Origin of the sequence: Shewanella algae (assembly GCF_009183365.2) — a bacterium.
In the GTDB taxonomy this organism is placed as follows: domain Bacteria; phylum Pseudomonadota; class Gammaproteobacteria; order Enterobacterales; family Shewanellaceae; genus Shewanella; species Shewanella algae.
The window spans coordinates 3,122,048-3,148,291 of record NZ_CP068230.1; the positions used below are offsets into that span (position 1 = coordinate 3,122,048).

Consider the following 26,244-nt stretch of genomic DNA (forward strand, 5'->3'; position numbering starts at 1 on the left):
TTAACTCACGTATCATTTCCTCGAGAGAGCTTTCTTGCTAGGCTTTAGTGCGCCAAATAACAAAAGTACAAGAATTAAACAGGAAGATTTATGGCATTCACTCCAACCAAGAAAATAGGCCTGACCGGCAAGATCCTTATCGGGATGGCGGCCGGTATTTTATTCGGCCTTCTTCTGAGACATTTTTTCCCCGATGGTGACCTGAACTCAGAACAAGTTCGGCAAGACCCCTACTTCATCTTTGTTGAGGATTACATCACCGAAGGTTTTCTCAACGTTGTCGGTACCATCTTTATCTCCAGCTTGAAAATGCTGGTGGTGCCATTGGTATTTATCTCTCTCGTCTGCGGTACCAGCTCACTCAGTGAGCCTTCAAAACTGGGACGCCTTGGGGGTAAAACCTTGGCTTTCTATCTGTTTACCACAGCCGTTGCCCTGACACTGTCGATTATGGCGGCGGTATTGCTGCATCCTGGACATAGCAGTATGCCTACCGCAGGTAACAGCTTTGAGGCCAAAGATGCCCCCAGCCTGGCAGAAGTGTTGATCAATATAGTGCCCACCAATCCGATGCAGGCGATGAGCGAAGGCAATATGCTGCAGATCATCATCTTTGCCGTGATCTTTGGTTTCGCCATCTCTCATGTGGGCGACAAGGGCAAGCGGGTTGCCGCCCTGTTTGAGGACCTCAATGAGGTGATCATGAAGGTGGTAACCCTGATCATGCATCTGGCCCCCTATGGCGTATTTGCCCTTATGGGTAAACTGGCATTGACTCTCGGTATGGAGACCTTCAGCAGCGTAGTCGCTTACTTCTTTGTGGTACTGGGCGTACTGCTGGTGCATGCCTTTGTCACCTACCCAGTGCTGCTTAATCTGCTGTCAGGGCTAAATCCCCTCACCTTTATCCGTAAAATGCGCGACGTGCAGCTATTTGCCTTCAGTACCGCCAGTTCCAACGCTACCCTGCCGGTCACTATAGAAACGGCCGAGCATCGCCTGGGCGTAGATAATAAGATAGCCTCGTTCACCTTACCCTTGGGCGCGACCATCAACATGGACGGCACCGCCATCATGCAGGGTGTGGCGACTGTGTTTATCGCTCAGGTTTACGGTATCGACCTGACGATTACCGACTATATCACTGTGGTTGTCACGGCCACCCTGGCCTCTATCGGTACAGCCGGGGTACCCGGAGTGGGTCTGGTGATGCTGGCCATGGTACTCAATCAAGTGGGCCTGCCGGTAGATGGTATAGCACTGATTATCGGCGTAGACAGATTGCTGGATATGGTGCGCACCGCGGTTAACGTCACAGGTGATACAGTCGCAACCGTGGTGATTGCCAAGTCGGAAAATGAGTTCAATGAAGAGACCTTCAATGACCCTAAAGCCGGCAAAAACAATGTCAGCTTTCACAAGGAACACCACACTCCCATGTAAGGGATAATCCGGATTTGGGTATCAAAGCCAAGTTAGCCCTTGCTGCTTGGCTTTCAGATACCAAAAACAAAAAGAGTGGAAATACAAAGAGGGCGCTCATTTGAGCGCCCTCTTCTTTTAATCTACTTGTGGAAACGAGCTTAACGCTCCCAGTAGGCTTCTTCCAAGCTATCTTCCCGCTCAGGCAAACCTCTGGAGAGGCGTGGGCTATGCTGCGCCAGCACTTCATAAGCCACCCGGTTGGCGTACTTACAGATTTGCGAGAATGAGGAGTAACACAAACCATCGCGTTTATGCTTGCTGGAGCCCGGCACGTTGGTCTTATGGAAAGTATTGGCCGCCAAGTCATGCAAGAGGGCAGACAGAGCGCCATCACCGGCGCCATTGGTATTGTGAATCTTCTCCGGCCCGCCCATGTAAGGCGAAATATGGGCATACACCTTGATGGGCTTGTCACAGTCTTTTTTCAGTTTCGGGCGGGAGAACTCATAACGGTTGAACTCAGGAATAGCACCGGGAAGCAGAGTATGAGCCGTCTCGCGTTTCTCGGCATCGTTGGTATAACCGGCGGTGTAAAGTCCCGAAGCACCCGCTGTGGTCAGTACCATGTCACACCATTCAAGTGCCGCTTCACTGGCCAGCAAAGGATCGGCAAATCCGGTCAGCGCCTCACCTTCATCTTCATTCATCGCCAGCACAGTAACGTGCTGGCGAATAAACTCCTGCCACCACTTGGGATCTTCGGCAATCAGGAAGCGGGTTCCCAAGGTCAGTACTACCGGCACTTCGGCTTCCTGGGCGTAGCGAATGGCGGTCAACGCCGCTTCACCAATCTGATCGCCATCGCTGGCTCGCATCAGGTAGGCAGTCAACACCAAAGCAGAACTGCCCTGAATCACTTCTTTATCGATAAACTCCGGGCTTAACTTGTCCATTGAGCCTTTGCTGATGGCAAAAGTGCGCTCACCGCCATCGGAGATCAGGGTAAAACAGCGACCTATAGGGCCTTCAACCGGCTGCAGGTAGTTAAGATCTACCTTGGACGAGGTGTTGCACAGATAGCGGTAGGCATAACTGCCTACTTCAATATTCTTGCTCATCACGCCAAAGAGCACAGATCTGTCATCGGCGAGAATTGAGTAGTTGTGAATGGTATTGCCGATAGTACCGCCGGCAAACTCATCGCTGACCAACTCACGGCTTTTGAGCTCATGGTACAACTGGTGGGCACTGGCATCATCAATCAGAGTCGAGTTGCCTTTGGGTAAGCCGTAACGCTGCAGCAGTTCATCTTCGACCTTGGCTTCGATATCCACCAGAGTTTGATCTATACCTGAAATCCAGGTACTGAAAGGTTGCGGCTGTTGAGTCAACTGCGCCAGCAGAGGATCACGGGTTTTGACCGGGAAATAGTGTTTGGATTTACGCTGACCGGGAAATTTCATATTGGGCTCTCGTTGTCTTCGTCCCTGAGTAGCTGCACTGCTTGAGTACAGACTTTCCTGATAATGATCTTAGGCCAGGCTGACTGGGCTGCCAGCGACCACACCGAATGGCGGCAGATTCTATCACAAATCCACCGCCGCACCAGTGCGCGCTCGCCGGCTTAATGCCAGTTTTCAGTGTGAAACTTCACCAAATCGGCAAGAAAACGCATATGAGCCGATTGTGCATTGAGACAAGGGATAAATTGATATTGTTTCCCACCGGCTTCAAGGAAGCTCTCGCGGCCTCCTTGGGCTATCTCCTCCAGTGTTTCCAGACAGTCGGCGGCGAAGGCGGGACTCATGATATCGACCGCTGTGATTCCCTGCCCCGGCAAAGATTCGAGCAGCTCATCGGTATAAGGGGTTAACCAGGGCTCTTTGCCGAAACGGGATTGAAAGCACAGCTGCCATTCGCCTTCACCCAGGCCAAGTTCGGCGGCCAGCAACTTGGCCGTGGTTTCGCATTGACTGCGATAAGGATCGCCCTCCTTGATGTAGCGCTCAGGCACCCCATGAAACGACATAAGCAGCCTTTGTCCCCGCCCTTCTCGCTGCCAATGGCTACGGACGCTGCCTGCCAGGGCCAGAATATAACCTGGCTTGTCGTGGTAATCCCGCACAAACCTCAGCTCAGGCAAATTACGCTCCAGTTTCAGTGCAGCGGCAACACCATCAAACACACTGGCCACAGTGGAGCAGGAATATTGAGGATAGAGAGGCAACACCAGCACCCTGTCCACACCAGCATTTTTCAGCGCCGTCAGGCCATCATTCAAGGACGGGCTGCCATAGCTCATACCCAGCGCCACAGGAATATGGCAGCCAGTTTGCTCCCGAAGCAATTCCGCCAGGGCTTGTCTCTGCTGTTTACTGACCACCATTAATGGCGAGCCTTCTGCTTGCCAGATAGACTGATACAACTTGGCGACTTTGCCCGGTCGGGTATTGAGAATAATCCCTTGCAACAGGGGTTGCCACAGCCAGGGAGACAGATCCACCACACGTTGATCACTGAGGAACTGCTTCAAAAAAGCACGCACCGCCGCTTTGGTTGGCGCAGAGGGAGTTCCCAGGTTAACTAAAAGCACACCGAATGGAGGACGGGTATCCTGCACTGTATTATTCCTGTTCCGAGAAAGATGGCGCCAAGTTAACATCGCTAAAACCATAAAAAAAGCCCGCAGCTGCGGGCTTTTTTCGATTATGAGAACCGGTTCTGATAATTATTCAGCCCAGTGCCTTCACAATGGCTTCGCTGACGGAAGCAACGCTCTGGGTACCATCGAACTTGCTGTACTTGGTATCACCCTTGGCAGCCATGGCACCATAGTAATCCACCAAAGGTTTGGTTTGTTCGTGGTAGATGCCAAGGCGCTTACGTACTGTGCTCTCTTCATCATCGGGACGGATAACCAGCTCTTCACCAGTGACGTCATCCTTGCCTTCTTCTTTAGGCGGATTGAAGACTACATGGTAAACCCGGCCAGAACCAGGGTGCACCCGACGACCGCTCATACGCTTGACGATTTCTTCGTCCGGCACATCGATCTCAATCACATGATCGACATGGATACCGTTGGCCACCATGGCATCAGCCTGTGGAATGGTGCGCGGGAAACCGTCCAGCAGGAAACCCTTGGCGCAATCGTCCTGAGTAATGCGCTCTTTGACCAGACCTATGATCAGCTCATCTGAAACCAATTGTCCGGCGTCCATCACCTTCTTGGCTTCCAGTCCCAAAGGCGTACCGGCCTTGACGGCAGCACGCAGCATATCGCCGGTTGAGATCTGTGGAATGCCATACTTTTCCATGATGAACTGAGCCTGGGTACCTTTACCGGCACCAGGGGCGCCCAATAGGATAATGCGCATATCAAGAGTCCTCTTTTCGCATTGATATTCTTGTTAGGGCGGCGATCTTCGCACATCTGACCGCCCATGAGAAGGCTTTTGGCTTCGACTTTAGCCACAGAAACGCCAAAAAAACCTGACAGCTCTGACCTGTTGAAAATGGTCAAAACCGCTCAGGCAGAGGCTTGGGCTGTCAAGCTTGACTCTATCAGTAGAGTAAACTGTAGAGCTTGCGACGATAGCCGCTCGCCAGTGCATTCCCCTGGCCAAGGGCTGAAAGTATCGTCAGAAACTGTTGTTTCAACTCACCATTGCCGGCGTTGAGATCTTGCTGCAGTTGCGCAAAAAGCAGCTCAAGAGCCTCTTCATCCCGGTGCGCCTGATGCAGTGCTGTTGCCAGCTTGCCAAGTAAACTCAGGTCACCCGGAGCCGCTTCAAGCGCTTGTTGCAAAGAGCGGATTTCCGGCGTATCGGCAGCCTCTTCCGCCAATTTGAGTTTGGCTTGTAAACTGGCGTAGTATGCATCCTGATCTTCAAGCTTGATGCCGGCAAGCAAGCTCTTGGCACCGGCAATATCACCGCTTAACAGGCATGCATCGGCATAGGGCAAGGCCACCTCGGCGCCGTTGTGCTCGCCATAGGCCTCCTTCAGCAGCACCAGGGCTGCCGCGGCATCGCCTCCTGCGAGTAATTCTCTGGCGTCAGCAAGTTGCAACTCCCAGGCGGCGGGCAGATGTTTATCCAGCATGGCCTGAATTTGCGACTCGTCCTGCACCCCGGCAAATCCGTCAACCGGCTGGCCCTGACTGAGGAACAAAGTGGTCGGCAGGCTCTGGATCTGGAAATAGGAGGCAATTTCCATCTCGGTTTCACAGTTAACGGCCGCCAGCAGCAGTTGCCCCTGATAACGGCTTGCCAATGCTTCCATGGTGCCGAGCAGCCCCAGACTCTCCGGGCTCTGCTGGGCCCAGAAGACCAACGCGACCAACTGTTGTTTCGAGGCTTCCACCACCTGTTGAATATTGTCGCGGGTCAGTTCGATACGTGTTTCCATAGCAATCCTTGTTGGATGGTCGGGCTATTCCCGAGTAAAAAAGGGCCATAAAGGCCCTTTTTTGATTGGCTTACTTAAGATTGGCAAGCAGCATCTGGTTCATCAAGCGGATAAACTCAGATGGGTCGGCCAGGCTGCCCTTTTCTGACAACATTGCCTGTTGCAACAACAGGTTACTCCAGTCATTAAAGCGGCTTTCGTCTGCCTCTTCATTGAGCCTGGCCACCAGCGGGTGCGTCGGGTTCAGCTCAAATGTCGGTTTGACTTCCGGCACCTGTTGGCCGGCGGCCTGCATCAGCTTGATCATCTGGCTCGACATCTCACCTTCACCGGCCACCACACAGGCTGGGGTATCGGTCAAACGCGTGGTCACCCGCACATCCTTCACCTTATCACCCAGTGCTTCTTTGATACGCTTGAGCAAAGACTCGGACTCAGCCGCCAGTTTTTCCTGTTCGGCCTTTTCATTCTCATCTTCCAGCTCACCGAGATCCAACTCGCCGCGGGTGACAGAGTGCAGCGCCTTTTCCTTGTACTCGGTCAGATGGTTGATGAGCCACTCGTCGATGCGATCAGACATCAACAGCACTTCGATGCCCTTCTTACGCAGCAGTTCAAGGTGCGGACTGTGGGCCGCCGCCTCATAGCTGTCGGCAACAATATAGTAAATCTTGCTCTGACCTTCTTTCATCCGGCCAATGTAGTCGTCCAGCGATACCGTTTGCGCCGCGCTGTCATTGTGGGTCGAGGCAAAACGCAGCAAGCCGGCCACACGCTCGCGGTTGCTCCAATCCTCTGCCGGGCCCTCTTTCAGTACCTGGCCGAACTCGGCCCAGAACTGCTGGTACTTGTCACTGTCGTCTTTTGCCAGTTTCTCCAGCATGCCCAGCACCCGCTTGGTGATGGCCGTGCGCATGGCTTGGGTCACCTTGTTGTCCTGCAGTATCTCACGGGAGACGTTCAACGGCAGGTCGTTTGAGTCGATAAGGCCTTTGACGAAACGCAGGTAAGAGGGCATAAACTGCTCGGCGTCATCCATGATAAATACACGCTGAACAAAGAGTTGCAGACCCTGCTTGCGATCCCGGTTCCAAAGGTCCCAAGGCGCCTTGGAAGGAATGTAAAGCAAGCTGGTGTATTCCTGCTTACCTTCGACCCGGTTGTGACTCCACAGCAGAGGATCGCTGAAGTCATGGGAGATATGCTTGTAAAACTCCTGATATTCCTCATCGGAAATCTCAGACTTGTTGCGGGTCCAAAGCGCGGTGGCCTTGTTCATCACTTGCCATTGACCTTCGGTCGCAGGTACTTTTTCACCATCCGGGCCTTCAGACTCGGGCGAACCTTCCTGCCACATCTCTACCGGAATGGAGATATGATCTGAGTACTTGGTGATGATAGAGCGCAAACGCCAGTCGTCAGCAAACTCTTTTTCCTCTTCCCGCAGATGCAGAGTAATCTCGGTACCACGGCTCTCTTTGACTATGTTCTCAACGGTAAAGTCGCCTTCACCTGCAGACTGCCATTGCACGCCTTCATCGGCCTTGTGACCGGCAGCGCGGGTTCTCACCGTTACCTTGTCGGCCACAATAAAGGCCGAGTAGAAACCCACACCGAACTGACCAATCAGCTGCGAGTCTTTAGCGGCATCGCCGGAGAGGTTTTTGAAGAATTCTGAAGTGCCTGACTTGGCAATGGTACCCAGATGCTCGATAACGCCGTCACGGGTCATACCAATACCATTGTCTTCAATGGTAATAGTGCCCTTTTCCTTATCGGTACTGATACGTACCCTGAGCTCGCCATCACCTTCATAAAGCGCATCGTTGGTAAGCGCCAGATAACGCAGTTTGTCGGCGGCATCGGCGGCATTGGATACCAATTCACGCAAGAAAATCTCTTTGTTGGAGTACAAAGAGTGGATCATCAAATGCAAAAGTTGTTTGACTTCAGTTTGAAAACCATGAGTTTCTTGATGTGACATGAATAGCTTCCCTTGTTTATCGCAATAGGTTAAACCAACTTGAGTTGCTTAACTAAATGGGGATGCGATTTTTAAATTCAAGGGCGGAAGGACACAGACCGATAACAGCCGTCGAAAAAATAGCCCTCACATGGCCCAAAATATCGCCTGGATGCCCATTGACGATTTCCATCCATGTCGGAAATATCCAATCTTTGCGCTCTTTGCCCGGTTATCGTCTGAGACCCTATCTCAGGAGATATCATGATGAAACGACTCGATTACGCGAACGCCGCACCACAGGCAATGAAGATTCTTTACCAACAGGAAAGCTACTTCCATCAACAATTCAATGCATCGGAAACCATGTCAGTGACTATCTGGGAGCTGGTCAAACTCAGAGTTTCGCAGATCAATCAGTGCGCCTTTTGTATTGATATTCACAGTAAAGACGCACTGAAGTACGGCGAAAAGGCCGAACGAATTTTTGGCCTCAATGCCTGGCGGGACATGCCCATCTATAGCTACGAAGAAGGTGTCGCCCTCGGTTGGGCCGAGAAACTGACCGCCGGTTTAAGCATCAGCGATGAAGAGTACCAACAGGTGCTGGATTGTTTCGGCCCTCAGGCGATGACAGATTTGACCATAGCTATCAATGCCATCAATAGTTGGAACCGTATAGTGAAAGTGTTTAAACCCGAGGTTGGCAACTACCAGCCCTAAATGACTCGGATTACCCATGGACGGCAAACTATTCTCCCAAAGGCAGGCACACCTGGAACAGTTAAAAAATGGTTCATCGCGGATCTCCGGGGAACGCCTCTCTGACTTTCAGAAAGAAGTATTCGGTATCCCGGTAGCCATAGCCCATTCGCTTCAGCAGTTTGATTTTGTTGTTCATCCCCTCTAGTCGGCAGGTGTGCAACGGATGAACCGCTGAAGCAACTATGCCATGAAGATAGTTTTTAAGACGCTGGCCAAATTGGAGTAGTGGCCTGATACCGCTCTCTCTGACTTGTTGCAACCAGAGGTTCCATTGAGCCGTGGCTTCGGCTTCATCTGTGCAGTACCACATCTCCTTGAGTTGCTCCCTGAGCAGGTAAACCGTCATTAAGCTTTTGTTCGACTCCAACAGCTCGTTGAGATACCCCGCCTGTTTGTCTGTCAAATTATCTCTGTTTTTGAGTAAGACCCAGCGCCCCCGTTTTACCCGTTTGCGGGCCGGTTTGTCATGCTTGAGTTGATTAGCCTGGTCAACCCTGACTCGGTCGATGACTTCACGGCCATACTTGGCAACAACATGAAACAAGTCGTAGACCACTTTGGCTTGGGGACAGTGCTTCTGTACCTCCAGGTCAAAGGCAGTATTCATATCCATAGCAACGGCTTCAATCTGTTGGCAGTACTGCCCCAACTTAACGAAAAACGGCCGGATAGCTTCTCTACTGCGGCCTTCACCTATCCAAAGGACTTGATGAGTATCCGCATCGGCCACCACGGTGGCGTAACGATGGCCTTTGAACAGGGCAAACTCGTCCATGACCAGGCGTTTGACACGACTCCAATCAGGCTCTGTGACCTCCCTTGCCAGCCGACGTTTGTCGATAGTCTTGATGGTATGCCAGTGCAGGCCAAGGAGTTGCGAGATATGTTTAATCGGCAAGAGCTTGAGTAGCGCCTCGACATGCTCAATGAGCAGTGTGGTCTGGCGAGCATAGGGCTTTAACCAGCTGATATGCTCCCGAACGATACCGCAATCAGGGCAAAGAATACGGCGGACGGGTAGCCGTAACTGAACCTGAAACGCCAGTATGGTTCGTTCCGATACGCTGCGAAGTGAAGCGTCGTGAACAGCCTTAGCCGGTTTGCCGCAAGCACAGTGGCCGTTATCAATCGGCTTTAGGTGGATGATGAGGGTTTGTTGATTTTGCTCGGTATGGACGGCTTCAAAGCCTTCCCAGAGCGCAATGGGGAAGGTAATATTCGACATTGAGAACGGTTGGGGTTGGTCATTGTTTTTGTTTGGCGACTAAACAATAACTCTCCAACCGTTTTCATTTCCAGTCCACGCTAATCTGCGATGAACCTAAAAAATAGCCCCGCATAAGCGGGGCCGGTATTCACAGAAGGCACATTAACCCAAGTTTCAGAGCGGCATTCGCCCATTGAACGACAATGCCAAGGTTGTGCTGTCGACATATTCCAGCTCACCACCTACCGGAACTCCGTGAGCGATTCGGCTCACCTTGACTTGGTAGCGATGGGCGATATCGGCAATAAAATGCGCCGTGGCATCACCTTCCACCGTCGGGTTCGTGGCCAGGATCAGCTCGGCAATCTCGCCTTTGGCCAGATGCTCTTCCAGCAGCGCCAGCCCCAACTCCTCGGGTCCGACACCATCGAGAGGCGACAGATGCCCCAGCAACACAAAATAACGGCCACTGAAATGCCCACCGGCTTCGATAGCCAACACATCGGCCGGCGTTTCAACCACGCAGATGGTATCGGCGTTGCCGCGCCGAGGACTGGCGCAGATGGGACACAGCGTTTCCTCAGTGAAGGTGCGGCAAGACTGACAATGCCCCACCTCCTTCATGGCCCGCTCCAATGCTTCAGCCAACTTGAGCCCGGCTTTACGCTCGCGCTCAAGCAGTTGAAACGCCATCCGCTGTGCCGATTTAGGGCCGACACCGGGCAAACAGCGCAGCGACTGGATCAATTCATCCACCAGTGGGCTGAATTTCATCTGTTATTCCGACTCAGAATGGCATCTTCATGCCAGGAGGCAGTTGCATGCCACCTGTCACTTCGGCCATCTTGGACTTTTGGTTCTCTTCAACACGGCGAGCCGCATCGTTGCATGCCGCGGCGATCAGATCTTCCAGCATCTCTTTGTCGTCTTCCAGCAAGCTGGGATCTATCTCGACTTTGCGAACATTGTGGCTGCCGGTCATGGTGACTTTCACCAATCCTGCGCCTGACTCACCAGTGACTTCCATGCGGGCAATCTCTTCCTGCATTTTGGCCATTTTTTCTTGCATCATCTGGGCTTGCTTCATCAGGTTGCCCATACCGCCTTTTCCAAACATAGCTTTATCTCTTCAATTCAAGTTGTGAGTAACAGGTCAAAGTTGGCTAATCTTACTGAAATAAACCCGCTTGGCAATCCAAGAGTCGCTTTGAGCGGCAATCTTATGAAGCGGGTAACATCCACAGTGCCCTAGGGCGCCTTGTCTGCAATCAAATTAGCCCGTTGACTGAGCAGCTCAGGGGGATACCCTAGAGTATCCTGATCCAGTTCGGCCCCCATATGACTGACAAGCCATTGAATGTTTTCATCATTCATCAATGAAGCATGAGCCCCGCTCAGGAGCTCCTGATGAAAACGATGACGAATTTCCAACGGCGTTTCCCTTTGGTCATCTACTCCTACGACAATCTCTGTGCGGCAAGGTTTCCCAAACAGTTTGGAAAGCGCCTCTTCGAGCTGTTTGATGGCCGAATCTGCCGCCAAGTGCTTTTGATCCGGCTTGAGCAGCAAGGGCAGCGGTTCAGCTATCCGCTCACAGACTGAGTTTACCGCCAGTTGCCGAACCCGGCCGCCTATTTCGAGCGAGGACATCAATTTATACCAATAGAGATCCTGTGGATGACCGCAGGGCGGAGCATGGGCGAAGGCCTCGGCGGACTCCGGGCCTGGTGCTTGGCGCGGCTCGGATGCAGGCCGAGCTCCTGTGTTTACAGTATTTACTGTAGCGCTTTGGCCAGATCCCAGCTCAAGTTCATTTTTCAGCTCATGTCCCGGCTCGTCTACCGCCTGTGGTGCAGCTTCCTGTGCTGTCTGCTGCGCGGTATGTTGTGGTTGTGGTTGTGGCTCAGGCACAGACTCTGGTTCGGCTTGTAGGAAAGCCACGTTTTGAACCGTTTCACTGTCTTGCATTGCCTCGCGACCAGCTTCAACCGCACCCTCTGGGGCATCTTCCCATGGTGGCCTGTCCTCCTTGAGCGCCGCAACATGATTTGGGCCAGATTTGGAGGGCACTTCCCCGGCAACAGGAGTTTGTGTTTCTGCTTGGGAGGGCTCAGGGCTATTGCTTGGTTCAGGGCTGTCTACCCGCTCAGGGCTTTTGCTCAGCTCAGGGCTGTTTCCTGGCTCTGCTGCCGCTTCTGACTGAGTGGCCGCTACAGCATCGGACTCAGGTGCTGCAGCCGCGCTGCGGCGCTCCAGCAAGGGCTTTTTTTCTTCACCGTCCTTGGGGCTGGCGGCCTCTATATCACTGAGCAGCAAATCCCGGGTGGCAAGCACCTGATCGAGCAGATCATCACCCAAGATGTCATCGCTGCCCGAGTCTATGTTGGCATCGGCAGGCACTGGCTCGCTTGATGGCTTATTTGATAGCGATGCCTCGGAGGTACTCTTGTCAGCAGCGGATGGCATTTGGCCGTCCATCGACATCTGCTGCTGATAAAAATCCAGGCTGCTATCCTGCCCTTCACCTTGCAGTGAATAGCCCATGGCAGTATAGAAGTCATCCTGAGATTGCTGCTCATCACTAATAGCCGAGGTTTCAGCTTGTGACACAGGCTTGTGAGGTTGAGCTGCAGCCGGTTGCCGTGCCGGCAGAGACTCGGCCACTTTAGCAGGCTCAGAGGCCTCATTCCGGAACCCCATGCTACCGGCCTGGGATAACAGCAGCGCTTGTTCGGCCAATAAGGCCTGTTCGTCTGCATCTTCGCCCTCATCGGCAGCCATCTGTGAGTCAATATTGCTCGCCTGCGTCTCAGCCGCCGGGCTTACCTGTGTTGGCATCTTGGCAGCTTGCGTCTTTTCGGCTTGCGCTTCAACAACCTGGCTTGTAACAGATTGAGCAGAGGCGGCTTGAGGTTTTATCTCATCGGCGTTGTTGCTTGCCAGGGGTTGATTCAGCGCCCCGACCGTCGCAGGCGCAGCGGCACTGCTGCTGTCATCCAAGGCAGACAGATCGGCGACTTCACCCCTTTGCCAGCGTTTGGGCGGCGTTTCCGGCACAAAGGCAACGGCTCTGAGTAACGCCATCTCCAGCCCTGACTTGGGATCCGGTGCATAAGGCAGCTCCTTGCGACCGCTGAGCAGCAACTGGTAATAGAGCTGCACCTGCTCGGGGGTGAGGTTTTCACCATAGTGGTTAATTCTGGGACCAAACAGCGACAGATTGGCCGCCGCCGGCGCAAACTGACTCAGGGTTATCTGATGCAAGAGCTCCAGCAAGCTACGCAGCACTTCGGCAGCATCGGCGCCAAATGCCAGCACCTTGGCCACTTCCTGCATCATTTTGGCGATGTCGCCTGTGAGGAGCGCATCAAACAGCGCCAGCACTTGGCGCTCATCTATGGCGCCGAGCATGGTTTGTACCTGCTCCAGCATCACTTGCCCGGCTCCAAAGGCGATAGCCTGATCTGTCAGGCTCAGGGCATCTCGCATACTGCCGTTGGCGGCTCGCGCCAGAAGCGTCAGCGCAGAAGTTTCAAACTTAAGACCTTCGCTTTGCAAAATATGCTGCAACTGGCCGGCCATCTCCGTCTGATCCAGACTCTTTAGGTTAAATTGCAGGCAGCGGGACAGTACAGTCACCGGCAGCTTTTGCGGATCTGTGGTGGCCAGCAGGAATTTGACGTGCTCTGGGGGTTCTTCCAGTGTCTTGAGCAGCGCATTGAAACTGCTGCGGGACAGCATGTGAACTTCGTCTATCAGGTAAACCTTGAAACGCCCCCGGGTTGGGCGATACTGAACATTATCCAGCAGTTCGCGGGTATCATCTACCTTGGTACGGGAAGCCGCATCGACTTCGATAAGGTCGACAAAACGCCCCTGGGCAATTTCCTGACAGGCACTGCATTGGCCACATGGCTTGGCGGTGATCCCGGTTTCGCAGTTGAGCCCTTTGGCAAACAGGCGCGCCAAACTGGTCTTGCCGACGCCGCGGGTACCGGTAAACAGATAGGCATGGTGCAGTCGTTGCTGACTCAAGGCATTGGTCAATGCATGCAAGACATGAGATTGGCCGACTACCTGATCAAAACTGGCAGGTCGCCATTTTCTGGCTAGTACCTGATAGGACATGAAACTCCCCAAAATCCATAAAAGTATCTTTGCGGGAGCAAGCTCCGCGGATCGTAAAACAATAACATGAGGTATGACTTCACGCTACCGAGACGACCCGCAAAGCAGCAGGGCTGAGCTTTTATTCGCCGTCAAACTCGCACAGCTTAACCAGTTCGAGCCCTTGCTCGGTCAGGCGCTGTTCACCGCCCAGGTCCGGCAGGGAGATCACAAATGCGGCGTCCTTCACCTCGCCGCCTAAGCGACGGATAAGCTTAACTGTGGCTTCAATGGTGCCACCGGTTGCCAGCAAGTCATCGATAACCAGTACCTTGTCACCCGGCACTATGGCATCAACATGCATTTCCAGGGTGTCGTGGCCATATTCCAGCTCATAGCTTTCGGCTATGGTTTCTCTTGGCAACTTGCCGGGCTTACGCACGGGAATAAAGCCCACACCCAACTCCAACGCCAGAGGGGCACCAAAGAGGAAACCACGGGCTTCGGTACCGACAACCTTGGTAAAACCATGATCTTTATAATGATCCACCAGCAACCGAATGCTTAACTGGTAGGCAACAGGGTCTTCAAGCAGACTGGTTACGTCGCGGAACAGGATCCCGGCTTTAGGATAATCCGGAATGGTTTTAATGCTTTGCTTAATCAGGCTTAAGCTGTCGGAGTTCATTGCCATAGTCTCAATACTTCATTTCCAGACACTGGGCCCGGCTCTTTACAACAAAAAAGTCCACACTGAGGTGGACTGCATTTCAAAAATCCGGCTAAAGCTTAAGCCGCTTTAATCCGCCATGCAACAATCTCTGTCGATAAGTGATCCAGGAGTTGTTGCTTTGTGTCACAGTTCAATGGTTTTCTCCAAAAGCCATTAACCTGGGACATATCCATACTGGCGGCCACTTCCTCTTGGCTGTGAGTACTTAGCACCACGACAGGCAGGTTGGCATAACCGTCGAGTTGCCTGAGTAGCGGGATGAAGTGCGGCCCGTCGAGCAAAGGCATGAAAAAGCCACTAATCACGGCATCGAAGTTTTGCCGCTCGGCGCACGCCAGCCCCTGCATGCCATTGGTGGCCAACGTACAGTGCCAACCTTGGCTCTGGAACAGTTCGGCCAAAGCCTGTTGGCTGATGTTATTATCATCAACAAGCAAAATGTTGAAACTCATTAAATTTCCCTGGTGGTTTCAAGGCGCGCCAAGGCTACCCCAACTGAATGACAAAATCACGACAAGTCGGCGTTTTTGTCTACAGGATCACTCACTATCTCCCAGCTCGGGGATCTGCCACAGGAACAACAACAGACAGACACAGCAAACGGCAAGTAAGAGTTTCACCCACCAAAGTGGCACCAAGGCAATGCTGAGGGCAAAACTGGCACCACTGACCAAAAAAGCCCTTCGCTTTAATCCTTTACGCATCGCTTTACGGGAATGCCAATCGGCAAGAGGCTGGGCAAACCAAGGATGACTGTGCAGCCAATCGTGTAGCCTTTCGCTGGAGCGGGCAAAACAAAAAGCGGCCAACAAAATAAAGGGAACCGTGGGCAGCACAGGCAAGACAATGCCGAGTAATCCCATAGCCAGGCTCAAAATACCCGAGATTAAAAAGAAGCCTCTTTTGATAACCATCCAATTTCCTCTGGAAAACCGGTCGCGCCTAAGGAAGGTGCGAATAAGTCCTCGTGGCCTTCTCTTTTGTAGAAAGTGGCTTGCACAGCAATTGGCGTTCAAGGCATCTGACTGAAGGCATGCCGGGGCCTGTCGAAGTCGGATAACGCAGAGAGCCGGTTGCTGTGAAAGCCCCAAAGGGCGTGGCTTACAGACCTGCCTGCTGTGTTCTGCTTCTTGCAAAGGACTAGGGCCATTTGCGGCGAACCACGCCTTTCATCCAGGTCCGTAAGCCGACGCAGAGCACACATGGGACTTGTTCGCACCTTCCCTAAACAAAAGCCACCGCTGAGGGTGGCCATTGTAGCAAAAGCTGGATCTTGCTGCTTCAGATCAATCCCGCGTGTTTCAGCCAAGACAGACTGGCAGGCAGTGTAGGTAACAGCATTACCAGAATAAAACCAAGAAAATACAAAATATTGAATGGGTCTTTAAACGGCTGACTCATGACAGCTCCTCTACTTCTAGGGCCAGTGTGGGAGTGATCTCAATCACAAAACCGCGCTATTCTAGCCCTTTCTCACGCCGATAAAAACCATGTTTTTTCAATGGGATTAGCCACTCCCTTGTATTAAGGCCGTACTCAGGCATCAATGTCAGCCAAAGGGTCAGCCCAAGGCAAGTACAACTAAAATAAACTCATGCCTGACAAGGTGTTGTGGCTTGGATGGCGGTTGTGGGTTGCTTACGAATAATGCCCAAGACCGCCAGCTCCGCCAAAGTAGTGAGCGCGCCCTGACAAAGCTGTTGCTCAGGAAACTGGGGAAATGTCTCTGCCAGCCAAGCAAGTAACCGGGTAAAACTCAGCGGCGTTTGCTGCAGTTTGGCCAACAGCTGCGCCGTCATGGGATTGAGCCTTAAAAAGCGCACCTCCTCTTCCCGGTCACGATAGACACAGAAAAATACCGGGGTGGCCGCCACCGAATCCGGGCGGAAATCTGGGCTAATTCGGTCAACTTCGAACTGATATTGCGCCACTCTGGCGGTGACGGCCAATTGCAGTTTTGCAGCCAGTTGCTCCAGCGCCTGGAGCTCGGTCGGCTCCAGCCAAGGCGCCGAACTGTCCACTGCCACAGATACCTGCAGTTCCAAGAGTTCATAATGTGCCAGCTCCAGCATAAAAGGCATGGCATCCAAAGCGCTTGCCTGTTCCCGGCACAGATAGTCGAGAAACTCGGCGGCAATATCGATAAACAACGGGCTTTGACAATCATGGCGGGCAAAGAAATCCTTTACCAACGCCAACCACTGCGCCTCTGTATGCAACGACTTAAGAACCGGATAGGCATTGGAAACAAAGCCATTGACATTATTGAAAAAAAGCTCGCGATATACCCGCATGTGCCGTTCATCGGTGCCGGCCGGCAAAGGCATATCATCCCGCCGCAAATAGGCAACAAAAGCCTGTTGTAATTGGGCCAAGGCCATCAAGCTCTCCTCTCTTGTGCAAATGCACCCAAGGCCCGGTGTTGCAGCGTGTCTATCTGCTTCAACTCCTGACACAAGACTTGGGTTTCGGGAATATTAAAGTCCCGCTCCAGCAAGGTGGGATGCACCCCGTGCAACCTATAGCACTCTGCCAGCAGTTGCCAGACAGGGTCGATAATATCGGCGCCATGGGTATCGATAATCAGATCTTCATCCTGCTGATAGTGACCGGCAATATGCAGGTAAGCGATGCGCTCACTGGGCATGGCAGCCAGAAAAGTCTTGGGGTCATAACCGTGATTAACTGAGTTGACATAGATGTTGTTGACATCCAGCAGCAGACGACAGTCAGCCTCTTCCAGCACGGCGCAGACAAACTCTTGCTCTGTCATCTCGGCACCAGGCGCGGCATAAAAGGACACATTTTCCAGAATAAGTGGCCGCTCCAGAATCGCCTCCACCTGTTTGACCCTGGCACTGACATGCCGTACAGCCTCATAAGTAAAAGGGATAGGCATAAGATCGTACATATGCCCATCGGCAGAGCAATAGCTTAAGTGTTCTGAATAGACATCTATCTGGTGCAAATCGAGAAAGCGCTTAATCTCCTTGATAAACGCCAGATCCAGCGGAGCTGGGCTACCGATAGAAAGACTGAGCCCATGGCAGTAAAATGAATGCTTCTCGGTCAGTTGTCGAAACTGCTTGCCAAACTTACCCCCCAGGCGCATCCAATTTTCCGGCGCGACCTCGAAAAAATCGGCCTCCTTGGGTGCTGCCTGACAAAACTCGGCCAGCATCTCCCGCCTAAGCCCCAAACCGACACAGTTATTCATAAATAATTACCGCCTTTGTGGTTTCAGACAGGGCGCAATGCGCCCTGCACTATTCAGCTTCAGTGGTTACTACCGCACTTGGCTTCACCACACTTGCCTTCTTTGACCTTATTGGCTTCGGCTTTGGCTTTACCCTCGGCGGAATGCTTCATTCCTTCGCCACACTTGCCTTCACCGCACTTTCCTTCTGCGGCTTTTTTCATGCCTTCACCACACTTGCCCTCGGCGGCCTTATTCATGCCCTCACCACATTTGCCTTCGGCAGCTTTCTTCATCCCTTCGCCACACTTGCCTTCGCCGCATTTACCCTCACGGCCCTTGTGCTCGGCTTCTTTGGCTTTCTTATCACCACATTTACCTTCGCCGCATTTGCCTTCATTACCAACCAATTGATAACCGGCTTCCATTGCCTGAAAACCGAAAGCACTGGCCTGGGCCTCTGCCGCGACGGTGGAACCTGCGATAACCATACCCAAAGCGGCTGCTACTGTAGTTGTCTTGACTGTCTTCATTGTCTTTCCTGCCTGTTGCTCATAGAGTTGTTACGAGTGACCGGCCTCAATTGCCGGCTTGCAATATCAGACCCGGGGACAGCAGAATCTATTTCACATTTTCAACCGCGGATCACAGTTTTTACCTAAAACCCCATGTAGGGATACATGAGTAAAATAGCAAATGCCGATAAGATCAAGCTGTTAACAGTTAGATCTCTCGAATAATCCTGTGCCTTTTAAGCTGTCGATTGGTGCCGGATGGGATTTAAGGTAGAATGCGCCACTTTCTATTTCAGCCAGGCCTTAAACACGTGCGTATTATTCTCGCCCCTATGGAGGGGGTTGTTGACAATCTGATGCGGGAACTGCTCTCTGCAATTAATCCTTATGATCTGATGGTCACAGAGTTTGTACGTGTGGTGGATCAACTTTTGCCTGAAAAAGTCTTCCATCGCCTCTGCCCCGAACTGCTGCAGGGCGGCATGACTCTCAGTGGTACGCCAGTCAGGGTACAGCTTTTAGGGCAGGAGCCAGGTTGGATGGCTGAAAACGCCTTGAGGGCAATAGAACTCGGCTCCCAAGGGGTAGATGCCAACTTTGGTTGTCCGGCCAAGATGGTCAACCGCAGCAAGGGCGGTGCTGTGTTACTCCAGTATCCGGAGCAGATCCATAAGATAGTCAAAGCCATGCGGCAGGCGGTTCCTGCACCTCATGCGGTGACCGCCAAAATTCGCCTGGGGTTCGAAGACAAGAGCCTGTTTATGGAAAACGCGCTGGCGATTTATGAAGCCGGCGCCACTGAGTTGGCTGTCCATGCCCGCAGTAAAAAAGACGGTTACCGTCCACCCGCCTATTGGGAATATATCACTGAGATCCGTGAAAAACTGGCCATTCCCGTGATCGCCAACGGCGAGATTTGGAACCGGGAAGATGCCCTGCGCTGCATGGAAGTAACGGGTTGCGACAGTATCATGGTGGGCCGCGGCGCCATCTCTCTGCCCAATTTGGCGGATCACATCAAAAACGGCGCCATGCAATACAGCTGGCAACAGACCCTGGCACTGCTGATGAGTTACAGCCAGAAAGAGCTCAGCGGCCGCAAGAGTTGCTACTACCCGGCACGGATCAAACAGTGGTTCAGCTACCTCAATCGCCAGTATCCACAGGCCGATACCCTGTTCAGGGAGCTCAGGGTACACAAGCAAACCGACGACATAGTGGCCACTCTCAGCCGAGCTCATCGCGAAATAGATGACAAGATGTGAGCAATTCTGACAAATTAGCGCCTTAACGACAGAAAATGTCACCCAGATTTGATCTTTATCATAGTGACATTGACCCGGCTGTTTAGACTAAATGACCGTAGACTCAATCTTTACAGGCAATTATCAGTGAGCAGCTCCCATATCAGACAAGCATTGTCGGCGTTAGAAATCGATCTCAGGAAAGAGATAATGGTGCTCGGACCCCACTGGGATCCCCAGATGTCACTCAGTGATCTGATTGAAACCATGATTCAGGCCGATCTTTGCAAACATCCTCTCTACCACAGACTATTGAGACTGGATGCCGCCCTCTGCCAACTGGATTTAGGGCTTTATGGCCTTTGTGCAGACTGTGAAGCTGAAATCGAAGCATATCGGCTCGACAGAGATCCGACCGAGCAGCGTTGTGAACGTTGCCATGAGCAATATAAACACGAACACAGACAAGAATTGCGATTGAATCACTGATTGATCAATCAAGAGCGATGAAGGCAACCTCAAGGGTTGCTTTTTTTATGACTATCGTAAAACTCCGCTCTTTCTTTGCGCGTATGTCCTCGGCTCCTGACAGACAAGCTTTTATTCGGATAAACGGAACCCCCAGCCTAGTTGGGGGGCTCTATACAAAAAAGCCCCGCCAAAATGGCGGGGCTGAGCCGTAAGGGAGAATCGGCGTTTTATCAGAACTTCTGATTAATGGTTACAAACCAGGTGCGACCCAGTACGTCGTACAGACCTGTGTTGACATCACGATAGTCAGCATAGTTGTACCAGGTTGGTGCTTCCTCATCGAAGGCGTTATTCACACCCAAGGTGATGGAACCATTCCAGTCGTGGGCGTAGCTTACCTGGACGTTGTGCTTGAAGTAGCTTGGTACGTTGATTAGGTATTCGTTGTTGTATTCAACAGCTCCTGAATCCTGGCCACCTATATAGTAGGTAGTCCAAGCTGCACTCCAGTTATCACGACTCCAGTTGATTGACGCACTGCCACGCCATTCAGGCTTGTCCTGCAGACCTGCTTCATCGAAGAAGTCAGACTCGGCATCGGCCTTGGTCTTATATTCCAGTACATGAGTCATTTCCAACTTCAGACGGAAATCACCGAAATCAGTTTCCTGGTTGTAGCTGGTGACAAAGTCAATCCCGGAAGTTTCCAGCGCACTCAAGTTACGATACTGGCTGTGAATGGTCTCAATCTTGCCATCGCTGCCACGAATGATATAAGGCGAACCACCATTGGCTTCTTCTTCACGGATCAGATCCGCAACATCGACCACTTCAATCTTGCTGTCGTAGCTGATGTCATAGTAAGAGGTTTCAATACTCCAATCGTCAGTCACGTTCCAGACGAAGCCCAGGGTCAAGGACTCACCCTCTTCCGCTTTCAGATCCGGGTTACCGCCATAGAAGGTCTTATATTGGTTACTTGGGCTACAGTAGTTTTCATCGGCCCCGGGGTTGGCACTACACCAGACAGTATCCAGGGTACGTTCAAAACTCAGCGCTTCACCGGAGAACATCTCACCCATATTAGGGGCACGGAAAGACTCACCCCAGCTGGCACGCAGCAACAGAGAGTCAACCGGACGCCAGCTCGCAGAGAACTTGGGCACAACTGAATCGAAGGTTGAAGAGGCAAAGCCGGAAGCTATGTTACCTTCCTGCTCATAGCGCTCATAACGAACTGCAGCGGACAGATCCACATTGTATGGCAGCGAAGATTGCAGTTCCAAATAGCCAGAACTGCGATCCCGGGTTGCATCAACATCGTCGCCACCCGAACCACCGGAGATAATACCGGCAGCAGATTGCGGGTCACTCAGCTGCACAAACTCAATCATCTCATACTCGGCACCGACAACAGCGGCCAAAGTAATACCGTTGCCTTCATACAGCATGCCGGACAACAGACCATCAAATTGGGTGCTGTTAAATTGCGCCTGATACACACCGGTATGGGCCGCTTGACCATAGAGATCAGCCATCTGCGCATCCCAATCTTCATAGCTCATGCCTGTGGTGTTGAAGACATCATAGTTGCCTGTGTTGATCAGGTCCTGAACGATATTGTCGTTGATCAGGTTGTAGTTGAATGAGTCAGTGGTTGAACGTGTATGCTGGGCATTGATTTCCCAATCGATACCGTTACCCACATCCCAATAACCTACCAACCCGGCCAGGAAGTCGATTGAGTTGGTTTCAGTGGTAGTGTCACGCTCACCAATCTGTACCGAACGCATACGGATCTCAGTGATATCTGTGCCCAATGGGTTCATTGGGTTGTCCGCAGCCATGGTTGGGGCGTTGGTTGATACCGGGGTGCCCGCGTAACGGGTATTGGTTTCACTCAGACTGGCAGAAGCGCGGCCACGGAACTGTATGTCGTCAGTCAGCTGGTAATTGAAGTTAGACAGAATACTGTTGCGGTTCACATTACCAAACAGCTTGGTCACCTTACCAAAGTCATAGTAACAGGTTCCGGCATTGGCGCCGTCGGTACCATCAATAACATTCGGTGCCTGGGAGCAAAGCTCGCTATTGGTATAATTGGCCGATTTACCATCGGCGCCAATATAGGTAGCTCTTGGGATCACACTATAGGAGCTGATGCCGTTCCAGCTAGGATCATCAAAGCGCCAAACATCTTTATCGTACACAGAGGTAGTATCGTAATGCTCGAACGTCAGGGTGATATTGCCCTTATCTGTGCTAAAACCGGCCGCTACAGAGAAACGTGAAGAATCGCCGCCTTCCACATCAGGTGATTCACCGGTGTAGTTCAGCTCAACACCTTCAAAGTCTTTCTTGGTAATGATGTTAATTACCCCGGCAACCGCATCCGAGCCGTAAACTGCAGAGGCGCCGTCACGCAGAATTTCGATTCGCTCAACAATCGCCATTGGGATGCTGGAAGTATCGGCAACGGTTCCTGAGCTTGAGCTGGTACCCGGCATACGGCGACCATCGAGCAGGATCAAGGTTGCCTGAGAACCCAGACCACGTAAATCCACATCACTGGTGGCACTGGCCCCGGCACCATAGCCGGACATGCCACGCCAGGAACCAAAGCTGTTGATACTGGAGTTATTCAATACATCGGCAACCGAGGTTTCCCCGGTAACCTTAAGATCGGCTGCTGTGATAACAGTAACAGGTGAAGCGGTTTCCATATCCACTTGTTTGATACGTGAACCAGTTACTTCAATACGCTCGACTTTGCCTTCTTTTGCTTCTTCAGCGGTTGCATATCCGCTGAAAGCTATTCCCGTAACTGCCGCAGCAAGTAAACCGCGACGAACTGCCTTTGCAGTTAAACTGATGGAACTCATACTTGTCTCCCTGATGTTTCTTTCTGCAAGAAATATCTGATTATTTTTGTTTTAAACATTGCAAACAAATTGCAACACTCACAAAGATACTCCACAAATAAAACAATGCGGTCAACAAACAAAACACAAAAACAACCAATGGGTAACCAATTGATACAAATAAATAGAGTGAAACTGCCAATGGAACTAAAAAACATCTATAAATCAAACTATTAAAACAGAAACACACAATTGATACATATTGAAAACAATGTTTTTATTAAGTTTAAAATTACCTGTATTTTAATATTCAAGAAACAATAATCTCGTAGCAAAAAGTCACAACGAACCAGAATAAACACTTAGAAAACACCTGAATCAATATGTATCCAACATCATTTTCCCTTTGTTTATTTTAGGCATAAAAAACCGGCTTATTAAGCCGGTTTTCAAGGTTTGAATACTATTAGAAAGTAAACTCTACCCCTGCATAATATTCACGTCCAATAACGTTATAGTAGGCTCGTGGGTAATGAGGCCAGCTGGACTGGGTGTAATCGATCTCCGGTCCTGAATCAAACAGGTTGTTGATACCGGCAGAAACCTTCAGATTGTCGTAGATGAAGTAACTGGCAGCCAGGTTAACCTCGACATGGCTATCGATTTTCACCGGATAAGTGCTGTCCAGACCTTCGCTGACAAAGTAATCCATCCGCTCACCATTCATGCTGTCGATATACTTGAACAGAATGTTGGTGGAGAAGTCGTTGTAAGACCATCCCAGGTTCAGGTTGGCACGCAGCTGAGGCGCAGATCCCTCACCATCGATAAGGTCCAGCTCCTCTGAATCCGGAGTCAGCTTTTCCTTCCAACGGGTCAGGTAAGTCCCTTCCAGGCGGCTGCTGAATTCACCATAGCTCTCGGTTTCATAGCGATAGCCCAGAGAGAAATCAATACCGGCAGTCTCACGAGAAGACATATTCATCGCCTGAGTGTTCACTTTCAGCAACTTGCCATTGCTGTCACGTTCAATCTTGTCGGCAAAAGCATCGGCGTGATCCAGAATATACTGCGCACTCGGGTCATTCACCAGATTGTCGATTTCAACCATCCAGTAGTCCACCGTCAGGTTGATACCTTCATAGTCCCAGACCAGACCCAGGTTGTAGTTTTTACCCTCTTCGGCTTCCAACTCTGGGTTGGCACCGATGGCAATCGGCAAAGACTCAATCTTGTCACATTCACCATAGGCTTCACAGCGCGGAGTGTCGATAACTGTGCTGTAGCCAGTGGTAGGATCGCCAAACAAACGTTGCATATCCGGTGCGCGGAAAGTCTCGGCATACAAAGCACGCAGCATCAGGCTGTCGATTGGACGGTATTCCAGTGACACTTGCGGAGTAAACTGGCCACCAACATCAGACTCATCATCATAGTAGTCATAACGTCCGGCCAGTGTCATGGTCAACTGATCCAGCAATGGCAAGGCCAGCTCGGCATAGGCAGCATACTGCTCACGTTCACCTTCGGCGCTGCTGCCCCCCTTGCCTATGACGCCACCGTTGGAGGTGAAGCTGTCAGACTTATCGTAGAACCACTCCTTGCTGTATTCGATACCCACAGCGTAGGCAGCAGTGCCTCCGGCAAGTTCGAACGCATCACCATTGATACCGGCACTAAAGCTGGACAGAGTAGATTGTCCCTTCTTGTTACCTTCGTAGTTCAGCAGTGCCGCATCTTCAGGAGAGATCACATCCAGCAGAGACTTGCCGCTGTCGCCAGAGGTCAGGTAGTCGAAGGTGCTCTGGTAAGTTGGAGAACCGTTGCTGCGGGATTCCACTGTCTGACGCGCAATAGACCAGGAAGCATCATACTCGATACTGTCGGTCAGGAACCCCTTGGAACCTATGATGAAAGAGAAGTTATTGGTTTCAAAGTCAGAGGTACGTGGCCCCAGCTCACTCATACGGCGGGTGTAGTAGTAGTCGCCGTCTGCAGCATTGGCAAAGTCACCACCGAATGCAGTGTCCTTGTCAAAAGTTTGGGACAGCCCCTTGTCCTTATTGGCAATGGTGACTTTATCGCCGGCTACATTGAACTTGAAATCAGTGCCCACTGTCGCAGACTCAATCTCGGTAAAGGTCGAGGAATGAGTGTAATCAATGCGGGAATACAACTGATGATCCGCATTCAGCTCCTTGGTGAGGTTGATCATGGTCGAGTAGCGCTTCTGCTCCGGCAGGAAATCACGCTGCTTGGAGCGGTCAAAACCACAGCGGCCATTTTCCATCACCACATAGCCACGGGCCTCACATTCTGCCGGTGACAAGGTCTTGGTCAGCGAAGTTTTGTTGTTGCCGAGGTCCTGTACCAGGTTGGCACCGTAAGAGCTGTAACCTGAGTATGGCTGACCGTCGACAATATCTGTACCCCACTCTGGGCGATCTGTCCCTTTCAGTGCCGTTCTGTCTTCATATTCGGCAAAGAAAGTCAGGTTAGCCGTATCACTGCTGACACCTGTCATGAAAGAGAACTGATTGTTGCGCAGACCACCTTCATCCGTGTCGGAGAAACGGTACTTGAAAGTTGTCTGTTCGACATCTTTCTTGAGAATGATGTTGATAACACCACCCATGGCGTCAGAGCCGTAAATAGCCGAGGCACCTGTAGTCAGGATCTCGATACGCTCGATCGCACCCAAAGGAATATTGGCAGTATCCACGAAGCTGTCGGTACCACCGGCACCAAAGGGATACTTGGGCACCCGCTTACCATTGATCAGGGTCAGTACCCGACCGGCGCCCACGCCACGAAGGTTGACAGAGGAAGCGGCAGGGGTAAAACCATGTACTTCCTGTTGGGTCATGGAGCCGCCTGAGTTCTGCGACAGGTTACCCAGTACATCCTGAACCGAGTTGAAACCACCTTTCTCAATATCGGCAGCACTCATCACAACAACAGGAGAAGCATTCTCCATATCTGTGCGTTTGATACGGGAGCCAGTGACTTCAATACGTTCTACTTGTTCTGTAGCCTGAGCATCATCGGCGGCATAAACCATTGTAGGGATTGATGTGGAAACAAAAGCAAACAGACTAAAGCGGATGGCCTTAGCGACTGCAGTCTGCGTTGACATATTCTCATTCCTTTTTCAAGCACGGTGGCAGGGAGGGAACACCGTGTTCTTATTCTATGTAATACTCAGCCCCCCAAACGAGAAACATACCAATAACAGCAACATTATCAATCACTTAAATGATAACGAATTGTTGACACCTGGTTTAATTTGTAAAACTCAAGCACCTTATCAATCAAAAACTAATGATATTTTTACAGAACAAATGCCG

The 26,244-nt window shown here is 51.6% G+C and carries 21 protein-coding genes; 4 read left to right on the forward strand and 17 right to left on the reverse strand.

Annotation, left to right across the window (positions count from 1 at the left end):
• Positions 1 to 90 precede the first annotated feature (90 nt).
• Positions 91 to 1,443: a dicarboxylate/amino acid:cation symporter gene (locus tag E1N14_RS13985; RefSeq protein WP_028781266.1), complete on the forward strand. Its 1,353-nt coding sequence runs from the start codon at positions 91 to 93 to the stop codon at positions 1,441 to 1,443.
• A gap of 140 nt (positions 1,444 to 1,583) precedes the next feature.
• Here E1N14_RS13985 and E1N14_RS13990 read toward each other — a convergent pair whose 3' ends face one another.
• The 5 genes from E1N14_RS13990 to htpG all read right to left on the reverse strand — a co-directional run bounded on the left by E1N14_RS13990 (position 1,584) and on the right by htpG (position 7,819).
• On the reverse strand, positions 1,584 to 2,888 hold the full coding sequence (locus tag E1N14_RS13990) for an inosine/guanosine kinase (RefSeq protein ID WP_025011037.1): 1,305 nt from the start codon (positions 2,886 to 2,888) through the stop codon (positions 1,584 to 1,586).
• 161 nt (positions 2,889 to 3,049) lie between these two features.
• Positions 3,050 to 4,087: a ferrochelatase gene (gene hemH / locus E1N14_RS13995; protein ID WP_062793608.1), complete on the reverse strand. Its 1,038-nt coding sequence runs from the start codon at positions 4,085 to 4,087 to the stop codon at positions 3,050 to 3,052.
• 70 nt (positions 4,088 to 4,157) lie between these two features.
• Entirely contained in the window at positions 4,158 to 4,802 is a 645-nt protein-coding gene (gene adk, locus E1N14_RS14000; RefSeq protein WP_025888745.1) for an adenylate kinase, read from the reverse strand.
• Between the two features lie 187 nt (positions 4,803 to 4,989).
• The gene (locus E1N14_RS14005) at positions 4,990 to 5,835 is read right to left on the reverse strand and encodes a tetratricopeptide repeat protein (protein WP_028781268.1); all 846 of its coding nucleotides are present in this window, start codon (positions 5,833 to 5,835) and stop codon (positions 4,990 to 4,992) included.
• A 70-nt stretch (positions 5,836 to 5,905) separates the two neighbouring features.
• The gene (gene htpG, locus E1N14_RS14010; RefSeq protein WP_025011038.1) at positions 5,906 to 7,819 is read right to left on the reverse strand and encodes a molecular chaperone HtpG; all 1,914 of its coding nucleotides are present in this window, start codon (positions 7,817 to 7,819) and stop codon (positions 5,906 to 5,908) included.
• Between the two features lie 243 nt (positions 7,820 to 8,062).
• On the opposite strand from htpG, the gene E1N14_RS14015 reads away from it, so the two are divergent.
• A complete protein-coding gene (locus tag E1N14_RS14015) occupies positions 8,063 to 8,521 on the forward strand; it encodes a carboxymuconolactone decarboxylase family protein (RefSeq protein ID WP_062793607.1) in 459 nt (152 codons plus the stop codon).
• 73 nt (positions 8,522 to 8,594) lie between these two features.
• On the opposite strand, the gene E1N14_RS14020 is transcribed toward E1N14_RS14015, so the two are convergent.
• The 10 genes from E1N14_RS14020 to E1N14_RS14065 form a co-directional block, all read right to left on the reverse strand.
• The gene (locus tag E1N14_RS14020) at positions 8,595 to 9,788 is read right to left on the reverse strand and encodes an ISL3 family transposase (protein WP_208155339.1); all 1,194 of its coding nucleotides are present in this window, start codon (positions 9,786 to 9,788) and stop codon (positions 8,595 to 8,597) included.
• A 156-nt stretch (positions 9,789 to 9,944) separates the two neighbouring features.
• Positions 9,945 to 10,544 carry a recombination mediator RecR gene (gene recR / locus E1N14_RS14025; RefSeq protein WP_025011506.1) on the reverse strand — a complete coding sequence of 200 codons (600 nt, stop codon included), beginning with the start codon at positions 10,542 to 10,544 and terminating at the stop codon, positions 9,945 to 9,947.
• Positions 10,545 to 10,557: 13 nt separating this feature from the next.
• Entirely contained in the window at positions 10,558 to 10,887 is a 330-nt protein-coding gene (locus tag E1N14_RS14030) for a YbaB/EbfC family nucleoid-associated protein (protein WP_025011505.1), read from the reverse strand.
• A 131-nt stretch (positions 10,888 to 11,018) separates the two neighbouring features.
• On the reverse strand, positions 11,019 to 13,898 hold the full coding sequence (dnaX, locus tag E1N14_RS14035; RefSeq protein ID WP_082813126.1) for a DNA polymerase III subunit gamma/tau: 2,880 nt from the start codon (positions 13,896 to 13,898) through the stop codon (positions 11,019 to 11,021).
• A 121-nt stretch (positions 13,899 to 14,019) separates the two neighbouring features.
• Entirely contained in the window at positions 14,020 to 14,571 is a 552-nt protein-coding gene (gene apt, locus E1N14_RS14040) for an adenine phosphoribosyltransferase (protein WP_025011504.1), read from the reverse strand.
• 95 nt (positions 14,572 to 14,666) lie between these two features.
• Positions 14,667 to 15,062, reverse strand: coding sequence for a response regulator (locus E1N14_RS14045; protein ID WP_025011503.1), 396 nt, complete (start codon positions 15,060 to 15,062; stop codon positions 14,667 to 14,669).
• Positions 15,063 to 15,149: 87 nt separating this feature from the next.
• Positions 15,150 to 15,524, reverse strand: a complete 375-nt coding sequence (locus tag E1N14_RS14050; RefSeq protein WP_025011502.1) for a YbaN family protein — start codon at positions 15,522 to 15,524, stop codon at positions 15,150 to 15,152.
• A gap of 678 nt (positions 15,525 to 16,202) precedes the next feature.
• Complete coding sequence (locus E1N14_RS14055) at positions 16,203 to 16,991, reverse strand: HvfC family RiPP maturation protein (RefSeq protein ID WP_062793806.1); 789 nt, start codon at positions 16,989 to 16,991, stop codon at positions 16,203 to 16,205.
• A complete protein-coding gene (locus tag E1N14_RS14060) occupies positions 16,991 to 17,827 on the reverse strand; it encodes an HvfB family MNIO-type RiPP peptide maturase (protein WP_025890164.1) in 837 nt (278 codons plus the stop codon). The genes E1N14_RS14055 and E1N14_RS14060 overlap by 1 nt, the downstream gene beginning before the upstream one ends.
• Before the next feature lie 59 nt (positions 17,828 to 17,886).
• Complete coding sequence (locus E1N14_RS14065; RefSeq protein WP_025011501.1) at positions 17,887 to 18,339, reverse strand: HvfA family oxazolone/thioamide-modified RiPP metallophore; 453 nt, start codon at positions 18,337 to 18,339, stop codon at positions 17,887 to 17,889.
• Between the two features lie 293 nt (positions 18,340 to 18,632).
• Between E1N14_RS14065 and E1N14_RS14070 the strand changes: the two genes are divergently transcribed.
• Both E1N14_RS14070 and E1N14_RS14075 read left to right on the forward strand, forming a co-directional pair.
• Positions 18,633 to 19,586, forward strand: a complete 954-nt coding sequence (locus tag E1N14_RS14070) for a tRNA-dihydrouridine synthase (protein ID WP_025011500.1) — start codon at positions 18,633 to 18,635, stop codon at positions 19,584 to 19,586.
• Positions 19,587 to 19,712: 126 nt separating this feature from the next.
• Entirely contained in the window at positions 19,713 to 20,054 is a 342-nt protein-coding gene (locus tag E1N14_RS14075) for a TraR/DksA family transcriptional regulator (RefSeq protein ID WP_025011499.1), read from the forward strand.
• A 212-nt stretch (positions 20,055 to 20,266) separates the two neighbouring features.
• Here the strand turns inward: E1N14_RS14075 and E1N14_RS14080 are convergent, their stop codons facing one another.
• A complete protein-coding gene (locus tag E1N14_RS14080) occupies positions 20,267 to 22,918 on the reverse strand; it encodes a TonB-dependent receptor (protein ID WP_025011498.1) in 2,652 nt (883 codons plus the stop codon).
• Positions 22,919 to 23,363: 445 nt separating this feature from the next.
• Entirely contained in the window at positions 23,364 to 26,033 is a 2,670-nt protein-coding gene (locus tag E1N14_RS14085) for a TonB-dependent receptor (protein ID WP_062793807.1), read from the reverse strand.
• Positions 26,034 to 26,244: the final 211 nt, after the last annotated feature.